This is a genomic window from Flavimarina sp. Hel_I_48, assembly GCF_000733945.1.
Taxonomy (GTDB): Bacteria; Bacteroidota; Bacteroidia; order Flavobacteriales; family Flavobacteriaceae; genus Leeuwenhoekiella.
The window spans coordinates 3,638,929-3,656,884 of record NZ_JPOL01000002.1 but is presented as its reverse complement, the minus strand read 5'-3'; the positions used below and the strand labels follow the sequence as shown (position 1 = coordinate 3,656,884).

General features: G+C 38.4%; 12 protein-coding genes. 6 read left to right on the top strand and 6 right to left on the bottom strand.

The window, feature by feature from the left end; translation table 11 throughout:
• Nucleotides 1–50 precede the first annotated feature (50 nt).
• From P162_RS15820 to P162_RS15805, 4 genes are all read left to right on the top strand, one after another.
• Nucleotides 51–3,068 (top strand): tetratricopeptide repeat protein, encoded by a 3,018-nt coding sequence (locus tag P162_RS15820; RefSeq protein ID WP_031428746.1) that lies wholly within the window; start codon nucleotides 51–53, stop codon nucleotides 3,066–3,068.
• Nucleotides 3,069–3,162: 94 nt separating this feature from the next.
• Nucleotides 3,163–4,917 (top strand): TonB-dependent receptor domain-containing protein, encoded by a 1,755-nt coding sequence (locus P162_RS15815; protein WP_031428745.1) that lies wholly within the window; start codon nucleotides 3,163–3,165, stop codon nucleotides 4,915–4,917.
• A 152-nt stretch (nucleotides 4,918–5,069) separates the two neighbouring features.
• Entirely contained in the window at nucleotides 5,070–6,695 is a 1,626-nt protein-coding gene (locus tag P162_RS15810; RefSeq protein ID WP_031428744.1) for an amidohydrolase, read from the top strand.
• A gap of 132 nt (nucleotides 6,696–6,827) precedes the next feature.
• A complete protein-coding gene (locus P162_RS15805; RefSeq protein WP_031428743.1) occupies nucleotides 6,828–7,247 on the top strand; it encodes an OsmC family protein in 420 nt (139 codons plus the stop codon).
• Nucleotides 7,248–7,324: 77 nt separating this feature from the next.
• Here the strand turns inward: P162_RS15805 and P162_RS15800 are convergent, their stop codons facing one another.
• From P162_RS15800 to P162_RS15790, 3 genes are all read right to left on the bottom strand, one after another.
• The gene (locus tag P162_RS15800; protein WP_031428742.1) at nucleotides 7,325–7,684 is read right to left on the bottom strand and encodes a hypothetical protein; all 360 of its coding nucleotides are present in this window, start codon (nucleotides 7,682–7,684) and stop codon (nucleotides 7,325–7,327) included.
• A gap of 245 nt (nucleotides 7,685–7,929) precedes the next feature.
• Nucleotides 7,930–9,723 carry a translational GTPase TypA gene (gene typA, locus P162_RS15795; RefSeq protein WP_031428741.1) on the bottom strand — a complete coding sequence of 598 codons (1,794 nt, stop codon included), beginning with the start codon at nucleotides 9,721–9,723 and terminating at the stop codon, nucleotides 7,930–7,932.
• A 142-nt stretch (nucleotides 9,724–9,865) separates the two neighbouring features.
• Nucleotides 9,866–11,017, bottom strand: coding sequence for a class I SAM-dependent RNA methyltransferase (locus P162_RS15790; RefSeq protein ID WP_031428740.1), 1,152 nt, complete (start codon nucleotides 11,015–11,017; stop codon nucleotides 9,866–9,868).
• Nucleotides 11,018–11,180: 163 nt separating this feature from the next.
• Between P162_RS15790 and P162_RS15785 the strand changes: the two genes are divergently transcribed.
• The gene (locus P162_RS15785) at nucleotides 11,181–11,855 is read left to right on the top strand and encodes a ZIP family metal transporter (protein ID WP_316931613.1); all 675 of its coding nucleotides are present in this window, start codon (nucleotides 11,181–11,183) and stop codon (nucleotides 11,853–11,855) included.
• A gap of 105 nt (nucleotides 11,856–11,960) precedes the next feature.
• Here the strand turns inward: P162_RS15785 and P162_RS15780 are convergent, their stop codons facing one another.
• The 3 genes from P162_RS15780 to P162_RS15770 form a co-directional block, all read right to left on the bottom strand.
• On the bottom strand, nucleotides 11,961–12,971 hold the full coding sequence (locus P162_RS15780; protein WP_031428738.1) for a glycosyltransferase: 1,011 nt from the start codon (nucleotides 12,969–12,971) through the stop codon (nucleotides 11,961–11,963).
• Between the two features lie 184 nt (nucleotides 12,972–13,155).
• Nucleotides 13,156–14,184 (bottom strand): glycosyltransferase, encoded by a 1,029-nt coding sequence (locus tag P162_RS15775; RefSeq protein WP_031428737.1) that lies wholly within the window; start codon nucleotides 14,182–14,184, stop codon nucleotides 13,156–13,158.
• Between the two features lie 5 nt (nucleotides 14,185–14,189).
• On the bottom strand, nucleotides 14,190–15,209 hold the full coding sequence (locus P162_RS15770; protein ID WP_031428736.1) for a glycosyltransferase: 1,020 nt from the start codon (nucleotides 15,207–15,209) through the stop codon (nucleotides 14,190–14,192).
• Between the two features lie 810 nt (nucleotides 15,210–16,019).
• Here P162_RS15770 and P162_RS15765 point away from each other — a divergent pair.
• Nucleotides 16,020–17,801, top strand: a complete 1,782-nt coding sequence (locus tag P162_RS15765; protein WP_031428735.1) for a right-handed parallel beta-helix repeat-containing protein — start codon at nucleotides 16,020–16,022, stop codon at nucleotides 17,799–17,801.
• Nucleotides 17,802–17,956 lie beyond the last annotated feature (155 nt).

Sequence of the window (17,956 nt, the reverse complement as noted above, 5' to 3'; positions counted from 1 at the left end):
TTGGGCCGTTTATATTGCAATACTGACAAAACAACCGCAAATATTATTCTATGATTTATAGATTTCTCACGTTTTCCCTATTTATACTCCTAAGCGTGGAGCCACTGAGCGCCCAGCAATCGGCCGCTTTTACTAACGACCTGGTACAGTATAACAAGGCGCTTACGCTATACAGCAACCAGCAATACCTGCCGGCACAGGCACTTTTTGAACAAGTTAAGGAACAAGCAACAGATGCAACCGTAAAAGCAGACTGTGCATACTATATTGCAAATGCGGCGGTACGTTTGAATCAACAAGGTGCAGATCAGCTTATGCAGCACTTTGTTGAGGATTATCCTACAAGCACCAAGCGCAATTCAGCTTTTAAAGATGTTGCCGATTACTATTTTGAAAATGGGAATTACGGCAAAGCCAAAAAGTGGTACGAGCAGACCCAGGTAGGCAATTTGAGTGGTAAAGAGCAGGAACGCTACAACTTTAATATGGGGTATGTACATTTTAAAACCCGCCAGCCAGAAGAAGCACTTGCCTACTTTGCCCGTGTGCACGATTCTGAAAAATATGGCCCGCGCGCAAAATATTACGAAGGTTTTATTGCTTATGGCAACGACGATTATGATCAGGCAAAAGAGCTTTTTGAAGAAGTAGAAGCTGAAGAGGGCGAGCAGGAAGAACTTTCCTACTTTAAGTCAGACCTTGCTTTTAAATCGGGCAACTTTCAGGAAGCCATTACCCAGGCGAAAGAAAAACTTGCCACGGCAGATCGCCGCGAAGTTTCAGAACTGAACAAAATCATTGGTGAAAGTTATTTCAACCTTGAACAATATGCCGAAGCGCTTCCCTACCTTAAAGAATATAAAGGAGATCGCGGTAAATGGACCAATACCGACTATTATCAGCTAGGATATACCTATTACAAGCAAGGAGAATTTGAACAGGCCATCAGCGAATTTAATAAAATTGTGGATGGAAAGAACAGTGTGGCTCAAAATGCATACTACCATTTGGCCGACGCGTACTTGAAAACTGGTCGCAAACAAGAAGCTTTAAATGCCTTTAGGAATGCTTCAGAGATGGATTTTGATGCTAAAATCAAAGAAGACAGCTATTATAATTATGCCAAGTTGAGCTATGAAATCGGTAATGCCTATGAGGCACCACCAAAAGTTATTACCAGCTTTCTCGCCACATATCAGGATGCACCGCAAAAGCAGGAAATGGAATCCCTTCTGATAGACAGTTACCTGACTTCTAAAAATTATGAGGCGGCCATGGGCCTCTTTGAAAGCAGCGCAGACTTTAAAGATCCTGCCGCTTTTCAACAAGTTGCTTTTTATTACGGTATTGATCAGTACAATGCCGGTAAATATGATGATGCCGTGGTAAGCTTTACAAAAGCACTAAAATATCCCGAAAATGCCGAATTGAACTCAAAAGCGCTCTATTGGAAAGCAGAAAGTGAATACAATGTAAACCGTATTGACGCGGCCATTGCAACCTTCAATCAATTTGAAGCCAGCAGTGCTGCCCGTAGCCTACCAGAATATGAAAACCTTCCCTATAATTTAGGTTACGCCTATTTCAAAAAAAGAAATTATAGTGAAGCAGCCCGGTACTTTGATCGCTATGCAAAGTCTGGGATTGCTGACGAGGTACGCAAAGGTGACGCATACATGCGCCTGGGCGACAGTTACTTTATAGATAGCAAATACTGGCCAGCGATGGAAGCATACAATGCTGCTCTTGAAATCCCTGGTGCAGAGCGGGACTATGCCGCTTTTCAAAAAGCCATCAGTTATGGTTTTGTGGATCGCAAGAACGATAAAATTGAGGGATTGCGTGATTTTACCTCGCGTTTCCCAGCATCAAGTTATCGTGATGATGCCCTTTATGAACTGGGAAATACCTATGTTTCCCTACAAAAGAATCAGGAAGGGATTGATGCCTATGATAAATTGGTCGCAGAGATTCCGCAGAGCAAGTTTGTTTCAAAAGCATTACTTAAAAAAGCCCTTATTTATGATAATACCAGCCGTAGCGATGAGGCGCTTAATATCTTTAAAAAGGTTGCCACAGATTTTCCCGGTACGCCAGAAGGGGTGCAAGCGGTTGCTTCTGCCAAGTTAATCTATATTGACTTGGGTCAGGTGGATGAATTTGGCCGCTGGGCAAATACGCTAAACTATATTTCTGTAGAAGATTCAGAGTTGGATGATGCCGCTTTCGCTTCCGCGGAAAAGCAGTTTGTGGAAAACAAAGGTGACAATGCCCGTGCGCAGTTTGAAGAATACCTGCAACAATATCCTACTGGACAACGTGCCCTGGAGGCTCATTTTTATCTGGGTCAACTCTATTTTTCAGAAAACCAGTTTGAAAAGACCATTCCACATTACAAGTTTGTACTTGCTAAAGAGCGCAGCGAGTTTACAGAGCAGGCACTTGCCCGTCTGGGACAAGTTTATCTGAGCGAAAAAAATTATACCGCTGCCATTCCTGTCCTGAGCCGTTTAGAAAAAGAGTCTGACATTGCGCAGAACACCATTTTTGCACAGAGCAACCTGATGAAATCCTATTCCGAAGGAAAGCAATATGATAAAGCGGTGGCGTATGCGGAAAAAGTACTGGCGAATTCCAAGATCGACAACAACGTTAAAAGTGATGCGCAGGTGATTATCGCCCGCAGCGCCATGCAAACCGGAAATGAACCCCGAGCAAAAGAAGCCTACGCGCAAGTACAAAAAATCGCCACCGGCGAACTGGGAGCGGAAGCACTTTATTACGATGCGTATTTTAAAAACAAAGAAAACGATTTTAAAGGATCTAACGACGCGGTACAAAAGCTTGCTAAAGATTACAGCGGTTATAAAGTTTATGGCGGAAAAGGACTTTTACTTATGGCCAAAAACTTTTACGCCCTCAAAGACGCGTATCAGGCCACGTACATCCTTGATAACGTGATCAGCAACTTTAGTGACTATCCAGAACTTGTTGCCGCCGCAAGAGCAGAACAGGTCAAAATCAAAGCAGCCGAATCAAAAACCAATGCTTCCGTACAGGAAAACTAGAAATACGAAGCTGTTTTCGACCTTAAAAGGTCAAAAAACTGCCCCAAATACTAGTTTTTAGCGCATTATAATGATAATTATCCAAACCAATTCCATGATTATAAATTTGAAGCCTTTATATATTTCCGCAGCCACCCTACTCCTTTTCACCCTGCCCGGTTTTGCGCAGGACAAGGACAATCTGGGCACAGAAGTGGTTAATGTTGTAAAACCTTACACTCCAGAAATAGGCGATGCATTCAAGGTCAAAGCCACTCCACAATTAAGCGATTCTGTAAATACCGCAAAGAAGAAAGTCACTTACGGAATCTTTTCAGTACCGGTAGCCTCTACGTTTACTCCTGCAAAAGGCCGTGCGGAAGAGATCGAAAAAATAAAGCCGCCTAAATTGTATGATAATTACGCCACGCTGGGCTTTGGCACCTATCAAAGCGCGCTGGCCGAATTTTATACCAACTTTGAGATAGACCGTGATCGCAATTTTGGCATTTACCTTAATCACAATTCGTCACAGGGAGGTATTGAAGATGTATTGCTTGATGATAAATTTTATGATACGAACCTTAACTTCAACTACACTTCACGTGATCGTTATGTAAACTGGATCACAGATCTGGAGCTTGAACATCAACTTTACAACTGGTACGGTATTGATGAACTAACCCGCCTGGCAACGCCACAACTTATCAATGGTATTGATCCCACCCACAGTTTTTACGGCGCCGGGCTTACCACTACGGTAGATGTGCAGGAATCCTTTTTTGACGGTGCCACGGCAACGGTACGTTACTTTGGCGATAGCGAAAATTCTTCTGAAATACGCGCTATCATAGAACCCAAAATAGAGTTCCCGATTACTGATGAGAAGATAAACCTGAATTTTAAAGCAGATTATGTAAACGGAAGCTTTGACCGTAACTACAACAATTCTCAGGAAATAAACTACAGTCACCTGCTTGTTTCAGGTTCGCCATCCTTGCAAATATTACGGGATAACCTCACTTTAGATATGGGCGTTACCGTAGCGGTAGATCTCGATACAGAAAATAGTGATACCGACTTTTATTTCTATCCTCAAGTTTCGGCATCGTATCGCCTCGCAGATGAATATTTCACACCCTATGCCGGTGTAGAAGGTGGGCTCAAGCAAAACAGTTACCGTGACTTTGTACAGCAAAATCCATTCGTATCGCCTACTTTACAGAATATGGCGCCTACAGATGAAAAATACACTGCCTATTTAGGGGTAAAAGGTAAACTCTCCAATGCCCTTAGCTATAACCTACGTGGTAGTTACGGTGCTCAGGATAATGAAGCCTTTTTCCTGAACAACCCGCGCTATGAAGACGGTGCCGGAAATCTAGGGAATCAGGATTATCAATACGGAAATTCCTATGGGGTAATTTTTGCCAATGCACGCACCACTTCTTTTTTTGGGGAAATCAATGCCGATGTGAACAGCAACTTTAAGCTACGTCTGAATGCCGAATATTTCTCTTACGACACAGATGGCATCGCCGAAGCATGGAACAGACCAGACTACAAAGCATCCCTTTTTGGTGACTACCAGATTTCGGAACAGTGGTATGCGGGAACAACATTGTTTTTAATGGGCGAGCGTAAAGATCAAACAGCCATTACCGGTCCATTTATAAGTCCTAATGCAACCACGGTCACGTTAGACAGCTACTTTGATGCAAACGCCCATCTGGGTTACCGCTTTAATGAGCAACTATCGGTTTTTGCCAGGGTGAATAACATTCTTGATAATTCTTATGAAAAATGGCTAAACACACCCGTACAGGGCTTCCAGGCACTGCTGGGCGCTACTTATAAATTTGACTGGTAATCCTCCCTTGCGCATTCCTCTCCCTGCGCTCGTAGGATGCGAGTCCTAAGGAGGGGAGATTCCAACTGAAGAAATCTCATAATAGTAGCTCCTCCCCTTTGGGGAGGTTGGGTGGGGAACTTTTTCGTACTTTCACAAAAACAATTCAACTTATGAAATACCTCTACCTAGCGCTATTTAGCCTTTTGATTATTTCCTGTAACCAAAAAGAAAAACAAGAAGCTGATTTAATTCTCACCAATGCCACGGTATACACCGTGAATTCCAAATTCTCAAAAGCGGAAGCTTTTGCCGTCAAGGACGGGAAGTTTATTGCCGTGGGAACTTCTAAGGAAATTAATGAAACCTATACTGCCGGGGAAAACATAGATGGTAAAGGCCAAATGATTTATCCGGGCCTTATAGATGCCCACTGTCATTTTTATCGCTTTGGAACCAGTTTACAGTCCGTTGACCTGGTAGGAACTCAAAGTTATGATGACGTCATTGACCGAGTTGTTGCGTTTCAAAAAGAAAAACCAGCCGATTTTATTTACGGCCGCGGATGGGACCAGAACGACTGGATAGAAAAAAACTTTCCGACGAAGGAAAAACTGGATTCCATATTCCCAGATATTCCCGTGGTGCTGCAACGCATAGACGGTCACGCGTATTTAGTCAATCAAAAAGCGCTGAATATGGCAAAAATCGACTCAAAAACCAGCGTAAATGGGGGTGAAATCGTCAAAATTGACAATAAGATATCAGGTGTTCTCATTGACAGCCCCATGGGACTGATTGATGCGATAATGCCAAAAATGAGTCGGGAAAAGCAAATCCAGGCCTTACTGGATGCTCAGGAGTATTGTTTTAATTATGGGCTCACGACCGTGGACGATGCGGGAATCTCCCGGGAAACCATAGAACTTATGGATAGTCTGCAAAAAACAGATGCACTAAAAATGCGTATTTATGCTATGGTGAGCAATACACCAGAAGATCGCGACTTTTACCTTAAAAATGGCATTTATAAAACGGAAAAACTTAATGTTCGCTCCGTAAAAGTTTATGGCGATGGCGCTTTGGGATCACGTGGTGCTGCCCTGCGCGAACCTTATTCCGATAGGGAAAATCATCTAGGTGCCATGGTCACTCCAGTAGATAGCATTTACGATCTCGCCCAGAAAATAGCAGAGACTGATTTTCAGATGAACACACACGCCATAGGCGACAGTGCCAATACGGTAGTCCTCAAAGCATATGCCGAGGCACTTGCGGATAAAACAGACGCTCGCTGGCGTGTGGAGCATGCACAGGTGATATCAAATGAAGATTTTGACTATTTTGATGACAATATTATCCCAAGTGTGCAGCCCACACATGCAACGAGCGATATGTACTGGGCAGAAGATCGGCTGGGCGCACGCCGTATGGAAGGTGCATACGCGTATAAGAAATTACTGGATGAATCTGGAACGGTGGCTCTGGGAACAGATTTTCCTGTGGAACAGGTCAATCCCTTTTATACTTTTTATGCCGCCGTAGCACGTAAAGATCTTGAGGCGTTTCCCGAAGGAGGTTTTCAGCCAGAAGACAAATTGAGCCGCGAAGAAGCATTACGCGGAATGACAATCTGGGCGGCCCATGCCAATTTCGAGGAAAAAGAAAAGGGAAGTATTGAACCAGGAAAATTTGCCGACTTTATTGTAATGGATACGGATCTCATGAACGCATCAGAAGAACAATTGCCACAATTAAAAGTTTCGGAAACATTTATAGGTGGGAAGAAAGTACATTAACTCTGGATTGTTGCAGTGATGCGTGTGAGGTTAAATATTAATACTATCTCAATTAACTTCAATTTTATAAAATTGAAGTTTGTTTTCTCTAATTTGTTATCAATAAATAGATAATAATTTAAACAATATAGTATGAAGTTTACAAGAAATGCATCAGCACACTGGGAAGGAAAGATAAAAGATGGAACAGGCAGCTTATCTACAGAAAGTGGAGCGCTAAATGATGCCCGTTATGAATACAAAACCCGTTTTAAAGATGACGCAGGTACAAACCCAGAAGAATTGTTAGGTGCTGCACACGCGGGCTGCTATACAATGCAATTGAGCGGTCTAATGACCGAAGATGATATCAAGGCTGATAGCTTAGATACTAAAGCGCATGTAACCTTTGAGGATGGTGAAATCACTAAAATCGAACTGGACGTTACCGGTAAAGTATCTGGTATAGATGAAGCAAAATTTACAGAATATGCTGAAAAGGCTAAGAAAGTATGTCCTGTATCAAAACTTTTCAATGCAGACATAAGCTTAAAAGTAACTTTTAAGTCCTAGTATTTAGAATATATACTTCAAAAAAGCCCTTTTGCATATTGCAAAAGGGCTTTTTTTATGTTCTCTACTTTAATTTATTAATCGGTTGCTACACTCACAAGTAACGTTATTCGCACTACGCCCGTTGGAAAAATATCATTCCCCCCTGTAGAACCATAACTTGTGATTTCCACTTGATCTTCACACATAAAGTCTATTTCGGGTTTATAGAAATAGTTTCCTGCGCGGAGTTCACTTGTTTTTGCATGGCGTGCTTCCTCACTAATTTCTCTTCCACCTTCAATGGGATAGGCTCCAAGATCTACAAGAATACTGTCATTTTGCGCTACGGTAACCTCGCGATCGTATACGGGATAAGAACTGTCGTCGTCATCAGAACAACTAAAGACAACTATTGCAAATAAAGCAATACGTATACTTGTATATGTTTTTTTCATATAATGTATTTATTAATAGATGTTCAAATCCTTAAAAAGTTGCATCAATTTATGTAAAATATTTTTGAACAAGTTCCATCTAATTATTATAGCCCAGAACTTGATCGAAAAAGTAGTGAAAACAGGCTATAAATCGCCTTTAAGGTCAGAATATTGACAAATCAAAATGGGCAGCCTATAACAAAAAAAAGCACCCTAAGGGGTGCTTTTTCTATATATAAATGACTGATTATTAAATAATAATACTAGATTTTATTACGTTTTCTATCGTTTTCCGTTAAGTAAATTTTACGTAACCTTAAGTGATTAGGTGTTACTTCAACATATTCATCTTTTTGAATATATTCCAAAGCTTCTTCTAAAGAAAATTTAATTGCAGGAACGATCTTCGCTTTGTCATCAGCTCCCGAAGAACGTACGTTAGAAAGTTTTTTGGTTTTGGTAATATTTACGGCCATATCATCCTGACGGCTGTTTTCACCTATCACCTGACCTTCGTAGATATCTTCACCTGGATCAACGAAAAATTTACCACGGTCCTGCAGTTTATCAATTGAATAAGGAATCGCCTGACCTTTTTCCATAGAAACCAATGAACCGTTGTTACGTCCAGGAATATCACCTTTTAATGGTTGGTATTCTTTATAACGGTGCGCCATGATCGCTTCACCGGCAGTTGCGGTAAGCAATTGATTACGCAAACCGATAATACCACGGGAAGGGATTAAAAACTGGCAGACCATACGATCACCTTTAGCTTCCATACTGATCATTTCACCCTTACGGATAGAAACGAACTCAACCGCTTTACCAGAAACATTCTCCGGTAAATCTATAGTCAACTCTTCAATAGGCTCACATTTAACACCGTCAATTTCTTTGATAATTACCTGTGGCTGACCTATCTGAAGTTCATAACCTTCCCTACGCATGGTTTCGATCAAGACAGAAAGGTGCAATACCCCACGTCCAAAAACCATAAATTTATCTGCACTATTGGTTTCTTCAACACGAAGTGCAAGGTTTTTTTCAAGTTCTTTTGCCAGACGGTCTTTGATATGACGTGATGTCACGAATTTACCATCTTTACCAAAGAACGGTGAATCATTGATGGTGAAAAGCATACTCATAGTAGGCTCGTCAATAGCAATAGTTTGCAAGGCTTCGGGATTTTCAGCATCGGCAACGGTATCGCCTATCTCAAAACCTTCAAGGCCCACAAGTGCACAAATATCTCCTGCCTGTACCTCTTCAACTTTTAAACGGCCCAGACCTTCAAAAGTGTGTAACTCTTTAATTCTTGATTTCTTAATGGTACCATCACGCTTAACGAGTGATATATTCATCCCCTCTTTTAAAGCGCCTCGCTGTAAACGACCTATGGCAATACGACCGGTAAACGAAGAAAAGTCTAAAGAAGTAATGAGCATTTGCGTTGTACCTTCCTTAATAGTAGGTGCCGGTATATGCTCAATAACCATATCAAGAAGAGGCTCGATATTGTCGGTTGGTTTTTCCCAGTCCTCACTCATCCAGTTGTTTTTGGCCGAACCATAAACGGTTGGAAAATCAAGCTGCCACTCTTCAGCACCCAATTCAAACATAAGGTCAAAAACCTTCTCATGAACTTCTTCCGGAGTACAATTTTCCTTATCAACTTTATTTACGACAACGCAAGGTTTTAAACCAAGGTCAATCGCTTTTTGTAGTACAAAACGTGTCTGCGGCATGGGTCCTTCAAAGGCATCCACTAGCAGCAAAACACCGTCTGCCATGTTCAATACCCTTTCAACTTCCCCGCCAAAGTCGGCGTGACCAGGGGTATCAATAATATTAATTTTTGTGTCTTTATAGATTACCGAAACGTTTTTTGAGGTGATGGTAATACCACGTTCGCGTTCCAGATCATTGTTATCGAGGATAAGATCACCGGTATTTTCGTTTTCACGAAAAAGTTGACAATGGTACATTATTTTGTCCACCAGTGTGGTTTTACCGTGGTCAACGTGGGCAATAATCGCTACATTTTTGATATTCATAAGGATGGCCTTTTTTGAGGGCGCAAATATAGTGGTAATTTGTTGATTATCGCACTAAAACAATTAGCAATAATTAATTGGAACAAAAAGCAGATAGATACTTCTGTCTAAATACTAGCTGTAGATATGATCTGTAGTTCTTCTACTCCCTATCTTTTTTAGTCCCTTCATAAATATCGTATTTAACCAAACGAGATTCCAGTTTGCCATTATAAACTTTGATTTTTTTAGAGGTTCGTAAACCTACATGCTTTAAAGCTTCAAGGTTAGAGGTAATGAACCAAGCCTGTGTACCGGGATAATTCTGCTTCAAGGTATCCCCTATCTCTTTATAAAAGGATTCCATCTCAATGGCAAGTCTTTCTCCATAAGGAGGGTTAAAGACCATTTGAAGCCTACGCTCCGTAGTTTTTTCAGTCTTGAAAAAATCTTCGTGTTCTACGGTAATAAATTCTTCAAGCTCTGCATTTTTTATGTTTTCGCGGGCTTTTTCTATTGCAGAAGGAGCTTTATCATATCCTTTTATGGTAAAATGAAATTCACGGATTTTTTGAAGTGCGGCTTCTTCAATAGTATCAAATAGGTCTGGATCCCAATCGTTCCAGTTTTCAAAACCAAATTGCTTTCGGTTTAAATTAGGCGGAACATTACATGCGATCATTGCTGCTTCTATAAGCATGGTACCGCTACCACACATGGGGTCCAGAAAATCCGTTTGCCCTTTCCAGCCACTCATCATAAGTAATCCCGCTGCCAGAACTTCGTTGATAGGGGCAATATTAGTTGCAAGACGGTAACCTCTCTGATGCAGGGAAACACCAGAACTATCAAGTGAAATCGTACAGCTATTGTAATTGATATGGATATCAATACTGAGATCAGGAAATTTGAGATCTACATTAGGCCGCGCTCCAGAACGCTCCCTAAATTGATCTACCAGCGCATCTTTCGCCTTGAGCGCAACGTATTGGCTATGGGTAAAATGAGGGCCGTTAACAGTACCGTTTATTGCAAAGGTATCATCAAGGGCCATATACTCGCTCCAGTCAATACTTTTTACCGCTTTATAAAGATCCTCTTCATTACGGACCGTAAAGTTGGCAATAGGTTTTAAAATTTTTATAGCGGTGCGGCAACAAAGGTTTGCTTTGTACATAAACCCTTTGTCTCCACTAAAACTAACGCTGCGCACGCCTGTTTCAATATTACTTGCGCCTAACTGGCGTAGCTCTCCCGCCAAAAGATCTTCAAAACCGAAAAGCGTTTTGGCCAGCATGTTAAAGTTTGCTTCCATTATAAAAATTTAGGTTGCAAAAATAGGTTAATTTTGTATGCTTACAGGGCTTGCAGCAATTGTAATGTTGCAGACTTGAAATAACTTACTTCATTCACCGTTTAAACAATGCTGCTAAGGTTGATATTTTAAATCAATCAAGCGTAAAAAAGAAAATTTCAAATTGAATTTGACCTTTATCCTGCCCATTATTGCAGTTGTTGCTGGCTTTGCCATTACTTTAATTTTCAAACCCAGTGTTTCTAAGGGAGTAAAATTACTATTATCCTTTAGTGGTGCATTTTTACTATCCATTACGATTTTTGAATTTTTACCAGAACTGTATAGCTCTGGTATAGAAGATGTGGGGATTTTTATAATGCTGGGCCTTGTATTGCAATTATTGCTTGAATTTCTTTCCCATGGGGCAGAACACGGCCATATGCATGCAGATGCCAGCAGAACCACGATACCCTGGCTGCTTTTATTAAGCCTTAGCCTTCACAGTCTATTGGAAGGATTTCCGCTTACAGACAATACAGATTTACTTTACGGTATTGTCATACACAAAATACCTATTGCGGTAATAATCAGTTCCTTTTTATTGCTTTCAAATATAAGCAAGACGCAGATCGCATTTTTTCTGATTGTTTTTGCATTAATGACACCATTGGGAAGTTATCTGGCAACATTATCAATATGGAGCACGTTGTGGAAAATTAGGATAAGTGCCATGGTTGTGGGTGTACTACTACATATTTCAACTACTATTCTTTTTGAAAGCTCTAAAAACCATCAATTTAACACTTCAAAGTTTGCCGCCATACTGGTAGGAATAGGCCTTGCTTATTTGTTGTAAAACTACTGATAACTTATAGAAAAAGTACCTATATAAATTTTAAATCACTATATTCAGAAAAGAAGAATTTTCTATTGAATTTTCCAAATAACTTTGTTTAAAAAATCAACGCTTTGCAAGTCGGAAGGAATGGAAAAGCGCTTTAAGCGTGATTTTATTATTGAAAAGCGGGGTAAGAACTTTATAGACAGGTTTATTGTATTCTTCTCCTATAAAATGTTTTATTGGGTATCCCCCAACTTGTTTTATTCGCATCAACATTTCCCAAAGCTCTTTAAAAGTAAGTTGCGACTTTAAAACGCGAATAATTACAAAGAAGACAAATGAATCCTGACGTGTCTGCAGTCTATTGATGCATTTTTGTTGTTTAGGATGTTTTTTGGCTTGCTCAATTAGCCGACCAAATTCCTTAATCACGTACTCCGTATCGTAAATCACCTTTATATAGTGAGAAGGCTCTTTGTTAGTTAAAATAGAATTGGGGGCTTTCACATATCTGTGCACATCAAAGGGGATATGCGCCATACGTTTTGCCTCCATAAAGAGACTTGTAGTATACACAGCATCCTCCATCCATTTACCCTCTACAAAAGAAAGTCCTGTATCAAGAATAAAATCACGTTTCACCATATACCACCAGGCTTCATTTTTATAGCTTAAATCACCTATATATGTCATACCATCTGTCACTGTAAGCTCTGGGGATCGATTTCCTGAATTTTGAGATTTAGGGTGATAGGAATCTGCGGTAACCATTAAGGTCTTAAAAGTTATAATTTCAAGCTTATTCTTAATTGCCTGATCCAAGACTGTTTTGAGCATGCCAGCAGCCAGATAATCGTCAACATCTATAAAATAAAGATATATACCCGCAGCTTGTTTAATCCCTACGTTGCGGGTCGCCCCAAGGCCAATATTCGTTTGATCAATTACTCTTATTTGATCATGTTTCTTTTCATATTCCCTGGCTATTTGTAAGGAATTGTCTTTAGAGCCATCATTGATAAGTATTATTTCAAAATCCTTTGCATCAATGTTTTGATCAAGCAGACTATCTACACAACGGCCAAGATATTTTTCTCCATTATATACTGGAACCACAATACTTAATAACATAATTTAATTAGGATAAAGGATTAAAAAACACACTAGGTGTAGGCTATAACTGCAAACATAAATTATAAACAAAGAAGAAGTAAAAGGTCACCATAATTTATACGATCATCCTTGTTATAATTATTTTCAAATGCTTTGTAAAAGAATTGAAATCAAAAATTACAGATAAAAATATCTCGAATTATTAACCACGAAGTTTCTTTTTGAGGTTTAAAACGGGCCTAAACCCATTAAATAATATATATAAAAGTGCTTTTCGATTGAATATATATTGAAGCTTTTTTGCAAGGGGATCGTCCATGGTTTCTATCTTATCAAATGGATATGCGTCAATTTTTTTCATTTGTTGTAACATTGACCAGACCCTCTCAAAAGGTACATTTCCGCTATAAGCACGCACAACACTATAATATATGAAAAACTGTTTTTTCCTTTCTAAAACTTCCAGAAAGCCGCTCTTACAAATGTGATCGATATTTTTATACTCATTGATTAAATTCTCATATTGACTGGCAATTACAACGAGGTCGTTTATAATTCTATTATTTTGTTCCTCACCAGTACGATGTAACGCAGAAGTAGATTCCTGCACATAGCGATGTACGTCTAGGGGTAGCTTCATAGCACGTCTGGCAGCCATATAAAGCCTAATGGTAAAATACGCATCTTCCAATAATCGATCAGACTCGAAACGGAGATCAGTCTTTATAAGGAATTTCCTATTTGTAATAAAACGCCATACCTCAAAATCAAAACTATTCTTAGCCAAATAGCAAATTCCGTCCATGACGTTTGAATTACCTTCAATAGGATTAATTGGTTGTGATTTATTGCGATCTATTGAGGTTGTTTTAATAGACTGAAAGGTTATAATATCAAGTTCATTCTCTTCTAAGTTTTTTAGAACCTTCGGCAGGGTATCATCTGCCAGATAATCATCTACATCTAGAAAATAGATGTATTTACCAGATGCCCTATCTAAACCAAAATTACGAGTATCCCCTGTACCTCCATTTTCTTTGGTATAAGCGTGTATGTTAGTGTGGTTATGCTCTAAATGTTTACAAATTTTTAAAGAATCGTCTTTTGAACCATCATTTACAAGGAGAATTTCAAATTGATCTTCATTTAAATTTTGTCTCATTAAGCTGGCAACTGCGCGTTCTATGAATTTCTCCGAGTTGTATACAGGTATAATTATGCTTAAGGTCATCGCGATTATTTTATCAAACCAGTTTTCATTACAGACAAATATATTTGCAATAAAAATCTATTATGAATTAGTAAATTCAGTTTTTTGAATTTTTTCGAACTCATATCCGCACCATTATAGTATTTTATGGGATAGCTATCAACAGTCTGAAGATAACTAGAGAGTTTATCTATATCTTTCAGTTTATATCCTGCTTTAATTAATTTAACAAGTAGATAAAAAGAAAATTTATCACGCGTAGCCATCAAACTCTGTGTGAGGGATTTTCTCTGATAATCGTCCCTTGATTTTTTTATCAACTCATTGAGATCAAAAATCAATCTTTTACTCGCATCAATCAATCGGTTAGCATGTTCTCGACTTTGGGTGCGCATGATTGAACCAGTAGACTGAAAGTAATAGTATATTACGATAGGTACAAATACTATTTTTTCTGCTTTTAATAGCAGGTTTATGGTAAATAGAACATCCTGGTGATATCTATTTTCATTGAACACTATGCCAGTATCCTTTAAAAACTCTTTCCTTATAATATACCACCAGATCTCATAGCGCATAACTGGATTCTCCTCTAAAAAGGTTGCGCCTGAAATAATTTCCTCTTTAAAATTTATAAGATCATCCTGCTGTAACTGAGGATCTACAGCATCATCCCAAGATGCTAATTTCATATCAAAACAGGAAAGATCTAAATCATACTTAAGCGCCATGTCCAAAACCACCTTAAGACTATTGCGCAATAAATAATCATCCGCATCCATAAGATATATATAGTCCCCTTCGGCTTGCTCTATAAGCAAGTTACGCTGTACATAAGCGCCCTTATTAGTATCTTTTACCAGTTTTATATTAGATGTCTTCCTTACGTAAGATTCTATAACCTCTATACTTTTATCAGTCGAACCATCATCCCTCAATAGAATCTCATAATCCTTATAAGGTATATTTTGATCTAGCAAGCTATCTAAACAACGCCCTATATATAGCTCAGCATTATATACAGGTATCAATATACTTAACTTCATGAAAGGCGGTTAATTTTTATTAAAGCTCTGCGTGTCTTATTATTTAAAACTCACTGCTCAAGGATTTGATATAGTTTTTATTTCAAGTCAACAAACATACTACCTAAAATGATATTTAGAAAATTGGATCACCTCAGAGATTCTTAATAATAGCCTATTTTTAATGATCAACAGTCATTACTAAATATAAATAACCTCAAATACTACATCAAAGAAAATTCTTACGATCCTTAGGTGCCAAATATAAGGATCACTAGTTATAATCATTAGATGTACCGACAAAAATCTATAAATAATATCGACAAAATGACATATTATTAGGTTTATGTGCATTTACATATAATCCATTTTCTTCACACAGTGTGGTCTATTTCTACACATATAGATCAAATTCCACACAAATCATCAATATACACATATATAACTTTTTTTAAATTAATTTATAAATACCTGTATATCAAATACTTATATAAATTACCGGAAATTTGTTCTAATGGTACGGTTTTCACTTCTAATCCATCAAATGACTTATTAAGATATAATTATAATATCTCATTTTTAGTAACCCCATAATTTTTAAATGTATAGCATTTAAATTATTGGTAATAGAATGTAAAAATCAAACTAAAACCTTAATTAATTTAAAACATGAGAAAAAATCTCACATCATTATTCGCCACTCTTATCGTGTTCGCACTATCATCTTGCTCGTCTGACGATTTAGCTAGTGATGAGTTGGCAATACAAACTGCAGACTTATCTCTAGAAAAAAATCGCTCATCAAGCCCTTGTGGAGAAAACCTCTTAGCAATGGTAAGTAACACTACTTTAGATTTAGATTGTTTATCTGATCTAGGTGGTAAAACTATAAATCTTCCAAAAGGAGCTAATCTCAAATACGATGGTGGTAGCCTTTCCAATGGAATATTAAATTTTGATGGTGGTACTATAGATGGTCGTTTGTTGAGTAAAGGACTTAAAATAACAGGCAATGTTCAGTTATCTAATAATACAGTACAATTCAATCCTTCACAATGGGGAATCGTTCAAGGATGGACGAGTCGAAATAATGCCAAGGAAAATAAACTAGCGATACGTGAAGCTATTGATCAAGTAAAAGAGCTAGGTGGAAACACTCTAGAAATTGGCACAATGGACGCTTACCTTTACGTTGGTAATGAATATGACAATCCCAACTGGTATTCTGCTGAAGAAGGGGTATCAATACCTTCGAATTTTACCCTTAAGATGAGTGACAATACTCATTTACGTGTATATCCAAATAACCACGAGCGTTATGCTTTACTAGGTATGAGAGGCGTTACTAATGCTAAAGTAGAAGGAGGTCACTTACACGGTGATAGGGATAGCCATACCTACGGAGGCGGTAGCCATGAGTGGGGTATTCTTTTTGAAATTGAAGGTGCGCAAAATTCTACAGTACAAAACGTTAGTATGAGCGAAGCGGCTGGTGATGGTATGACCATTCACAGTCTAAAATTCACGTGGCAGGATGATTACCAACCAGCAAAAAATATAACGATTGACGGCTGTTTATTTGATACAAACCGACGCAACAATCTTTCCATAACAGACGGTCAGAATTTGATCGTGGAGAACAGCACCTTTAAAGATGCTGGTGTTGACACCGATAAATCTAAAGGAACAAATCCGAGATTTGGTATTGACGTAGAGGCTCACAGAGAGCGCGTAAACGGTAAAATCAAATACTACGAAAGAGTAGATGGATTGATAATAAGAAACAATGTAGAATCAGGAAGTCAGCGTGGTGGTTTCTTAGTATCTATTGGTGACAATGTGGTTTTTGAAGGAAATCAGATGGAACAATCCATATCTTATAAGTATTCTAAAGGAACCATAATTCGAAACAATACTTTTAAAGCTAAAAAGAAAGGCAACCTAAACGCTATTAGAGGTGGTATTAGCGGTACTGAAACTATCAGCAACAACAAAATCTATGGGAATACCATGGAAGATTATGATCTTGGAATTATCCTTTATGGTAGAGAGAATACAGTTTATGACAATAAAATAATCAACTGTAATGAAGGTATCTTTGTCAAGGATATTAAATTCAACAAGATCAATGGTAATGTTGTTAAAAGTGATATTAATGGAAGCAGGGGTATTTTCGCACACTTTACGACTATTGAGGATAGCGAATTCAATTCTAACGAAATTGACGTATTAGGAGCACCATTCAATTTCACCTATGTGAATAGAACATCAAAGGAGAAAAACTACAACATCCTTGTTAAAGACAACAGTTTCACCTCTGCTTGGTATTATTCCCAGATTTTCAATGCGCACAATCTAACGTTCGAAAACAATGAGATAAGTACTTCAGTACGTATTCAAGATGCAGGAAATGTATCTTTTAAAAGAAATGAAATAGATGGCAGCAGTGATAACTATCCTACACTGCATTTTAGAGGAAACAGTACGAATATAGAAGTATTCTACAATACTATTATTGCTCATAGAACCAATAAAGGTACCGTTGAAGACTCTTCACAAGATGACGGTGAAATTACAGAACGGGGCAACACCTGGAGGTATATGAATAGATAAGATTAATCTTTTTAAAGTCAAAGCGGGATATCATCAGATATCCCGCTTTTTTTTGTTTAAACAGTTTTTTCTGAAATAACTGCAGACCATTCAAAAAACGAATAATAAAATTGTATACCTGTTAATTTTTTTGTTAATATTAAGAATATCGTTAA

Bases quoted from the DNA above. Each gene is read 5' to 3' on its own strand.
- P162_RS15770 (WP_031428736.1), bottom strand. From the start codon at position 15,209: ATGAAGTTAAGTATATTGATACCTGTATATAATGCTGAGCTATATATA.
- P162_RS15780 (WP_031428738.1), bottom strand. From the start codon at position 12,971: ATGTTATTAAGTATTGTGGTTCCAGTATATAATGGAGAAAAATATCTT.
- P162_RS15800 (WP_031428742.1), bottom strand. From the start codon at position 7,684: ATGAAAAAAACATATACAAGTATACGTATTGCTTTATTTGCAATAGTT.
- P162_RS15790 (WP_031428740.1), bottom strand. From the start codon at position 11,017: ATGGAAGCAAACTTTAACATGCTGGCCAAAACGCTTTTCGGTTTTGAA.
- P162_RS15765 (WP_031428735.1), top strand. From the start codon at position 16,020: ATGGTAAGTAACACTACTTTAGATTTAGATTGTTTATCTGATCTAGGT.
- P162_RS15820 (WP_031428746.1), top strand. From the start codon at position 51: ATGATTTATAGATTTCTCACGTTTTCCCTATTTATACTCCTAAGCGTG.
- P162_RS15815 (WP_031428745.1), top strand. From the start codon at position 3,163: ATGATTATAAATTTGAAGCCTTTATATATTTCCGCAGCCACCCTACTC.
- typA (WP_031428741.1), bottom strand. From the start codon at position 9,723: ATGAATATCAAAAATGTAGCGATTATTGCCCACGTTGACCACGGTAAA.
- P162_RS15775 (WP_031428737.1), bottom strand. From the start codon at position 14,184: ATGACCTTAAGCATAATTATACCTGTATACAACTCGGAGAAATTCATA.
- P162_RS15805 (WP_031428743.1), top strand. From the start codon at position 6,828: ATGAAGTTTACAAGAAATGCATCAGCACACTGGGAAGGAAAGATAAAA.
- P162_RS15810 (WP_031428744.1), top strand. From the start codon at position 5,070: ATGAAATACCTCTACCTAGCGCTATTTAGCCTTTTGATTATTTCCTGT.